Here is a 2,790-nt window from a genome sequence, read left to right on the forward strand (position 1 = left end):
GCGCCGCAACGGGGCCAGCCCCGCCAGGGCGGGATGCCAGCCCGGGGCAAAGAGAAAACAGAGGCCCACCCGTTCCAGGGCCTTGAGGCTGATCTCCGGCGGGGCCTTGAGATTGACCCCCAGGGCCTCCAGCACGTCGGCGGAGCCCACCTTGCCGGAAGCACTCCTGTTGCCGTGTTTGGCAACGGGAACCCCACAGGCCGCGGCAGTCACCGCCACAGCCGTGGAAATGTTGAACGTGCCGGCGCCGTCCCCCCCGGTACCGCAAGTATCCAACACCTCACCCTCCAGTGACGGGGGCATGGGCAAATCCGGCGATACCGCCGCCGCCTGCAACACCTGGGCCATGGCCGCCAGTTCCGTCCCCTGAAGCCCCTTGCAGCGCAGTGCCGCCAGAAACGCCCCCGTCTGCACCGGCGTCAACTCCTCCCCCAGCCAGGCCCCCATCAGGGCCTGGGCTTGGTGCGGCTCCAGAGGCAGCCCCACCAGCAATTGCTCCAGCAGGCTGGGCCAGGCCAACGGCTGGGGCGTCTCGTCGTTCACCGGGATCGGGCCATGCTTCCCCATTGTGCAGCCTCCTGGGGTTCTTGTCAGGCAGAGGGGCGGTGATGGGCCATGCTCAGCCAGCAGCGATGATTTGGTCAAGTTCAGATGGCGGACTCGGGAGATCAAACACTGCTGTGATCGGAGCCTTGTTTTTCTCTGTCAATCGTACAACCAACTGCTCACTTTTGAAGACCTTATCGATAAATAAAGTGGGTTCTCTGACTGCTGTGATGCCATACTCCATGTTTCCGTTGTCGTCTCTGAGATCATAACTAACTAGCCATGCTTCCGTTTGTGCTGCCTCTGGAGGAAATCGATAGGTAATTCTTCGGGTGTCATCGGGCGAAAGACATCCGTGCCAGTTGATGTAGGCATTAATCTCCCTGGTCTGTATATGAAACTGCAAGAGTAAACGGATTGGTTTTCTTCCATGGACACCCTTGCTGGCGTCCAGTGAAGCGGAAATTGTTTCTGAGTCATCCATTGGATCCGTTGACCGAGTCACAAGCCACTGCACTGCCATCAGTTTCTTTGTGGAAGGAACGAGTTCAGTGTAGACTATCGGCTTGGGCAAGTCAAGGCGCCCTCTGACTTTAACTTCCGGTCTCCAGGACCTGATCCGCCAGCGCAGCAGAACGATCCTGCACACTGCCTCGTCCCTCCAATGCCCAATGCTTGGCTTCTGCCACCCCCTTGATGGATATAGACTGCATTGAGTTGTCTTTGACTGTCTGGATTCACTTCCTTGCCCCAGACCATCCCCTACCTGGACCACAACGCCACCACCCCCTGTGACCCCCAGGTGGTGGCGGCCATGGCGCCCTACTGGAGCCAGCAGTTTGCCAACCCCTCCCAACGGGGCCATCGGCCGGGGTTGGCGGCGGCCGTGGCGGTGGATCACGCCCGGCAGACCGTGGCGGACGCCCTTGGCGTGACCCCGTCCCAGGTGATTTTCACCAGCGGTGCCACCGAAGCCAACAACCTGGCCATCAAGGGGATCTGTGAGCAGCGTCTCCCCCAGGGGCGCCATCTGGTCACCGTGGCCACGGAACACGCGGCAGTGCTGGAACCCTGCCGCTACCTGGAGCGGTTGGGATTCACCCTGACGGTGTTGCCCGTGCAGCCGGATGGGCGCCTGGCGTTGGACGCCCTGGCTGCGGCATTACGGCCGGACACCGTGCTGGTGAGCGTGATGGCCGCCAACAACGAGATCGGCACACTGCAGGACACGGCAGCCATTGCCGCCCTCTGCCGGCAGCGGGGCATTGCCTACCACTGTGACGCCGCCCAGGCCTGTGGCCACGTGCCCCTGGATCCGACGGGTTGGGGTGTGGATCTACTGTCCCTGAGTGGCCACAAGTTTTACGGCCCCAAGGGGGTTGGCGCTCTGGTGGCGCGCCCCGGCCTGGCGCTGGCGCCCCAGCTTCACGGTGGCGGCCAGGAGGGGGGCTATCGCAGCGGCAGCCTGAGCCCTCCCCTCATTGTGGGGCTGGCCAAGGCCCTGGCCCTGGCCCTGGAAGACCAGCAGTCCCGGGGGCAACGTCTCCGGGTGCTGCGGGAAAAGCTCTGGCAAGGACTCAACGGGCTGAAGCTTCCGGCAGGGGTGGAGTTGCTGCGCAACGGTTGCCCCACCCACAGCCTGCCCCACACCTTGAACGTCACCGTGGCTGGTGTGGATGGGGCACGCCTCCACAGCCGGTTGCGCCGCCGCGTTGCCCTCAGCAGCGGCTCTTCCTGCAGCAGCGCCAGCGGCAAGCCGTCCCACGTGTTGCGCGCCCTGGGCCGGAGCCCGGCGGAAGCCGCGGCCTCACTACGGTTTGGCCTGGGGCGTGGTGCCACAGCGGCAGACATTGATCAGGCCCTGGCGGCGGTGCAGGAGGCCCTGCCCTTGGCTGGAGTACCGTAGAAACCTTTGTGACCAACAAATATCTGGCGCCAATGGAGTCTTCCCTTGAGCAGAGCGCTTGCTATCCCCAACCAGTAGGCATAGAGAACTTTAATCCAGCGGCGAGCATTCCCTACGGTCTAACCGTTGAGCATCTCTGCGGGGCAATGAACGAATTCATTGGCTTCATTGGTTTTATTAACCAACAACTCCATGATCGCAGCATCGCACGATTAGAAATAATGCTGATGCCTGCAACCTTTTCCTCAATTGTTGGGGAGTTCATGGTCTCCACCATTCCAAAGCATTGCCCGACAATTGCCAAAAATGCTTATCACAATAGCCATCCAGATCTGGCA

General features: G+C 61.8%; 3 protein-coding genes and 1 pseudogene. 2 read left to right on the top strand and 2 right to left on the bottom strand.

The features are described from left to right. Together BG35_RS11120 and BG35_RS12845 are read right to left on the bottom strand one after the other, a co-directional pair. Positions 1 to 567 (bottom strand): annotated as a pseudogene (locus BG35_RS11120) (anthranilate phosphoribosyltransferase); the annotation flags it as partial. Positions 568 to 619: 52 nt separating this feature from the next. Beyond that, positions 620 to 1,030, bottom strand: coding sequence for a hypothetical protein (locus BG35_RS12845; protein ID WP_161632586.1), 411 nt, complete (start codon positions 1,028 to 1,030; stop codon positions 620 to 622). A 261-nt stretch (positions 1,031 to 1,291) separates the two neighbouring features. Here BG35_RS12845 and BG35_RS0108680 point away from each other — a divergent pair, with 261 nt between their 5' ends. Next, positions 1,292 to 2,452 (top strand): cysteine desulfurase family protein, encoded by a 1,161-nt coding sequence (locus tag BG35_RS0108680; protein WP_025782510.1) that lies wholly within the window; start codon positions 1,292 to 1,294, stop codon positions 2,450 to 2,452. 32 nt (positions 2,453 to 2,484) lie between these two features. After that, a partial coding sequence (locus BG35_RS12850) for a hypothetical protein (protein ID WP_201768427.1) occupies positions 2,485 to 2,790 on the top strand: 306 nt, incomplete at its 3' end.

This window comes from Candidatus Synechococcus spongiarum SH4 (assembly GCF_000586015.1).
Taxonomy (GTDB): domain Bacteria; phylum Cyanobacteriota; class Cyanobacteriia; order PCC-6307; family Cyanobiaceae; genus Synechococcus_B; species Synechococcus_B spongiarum_F.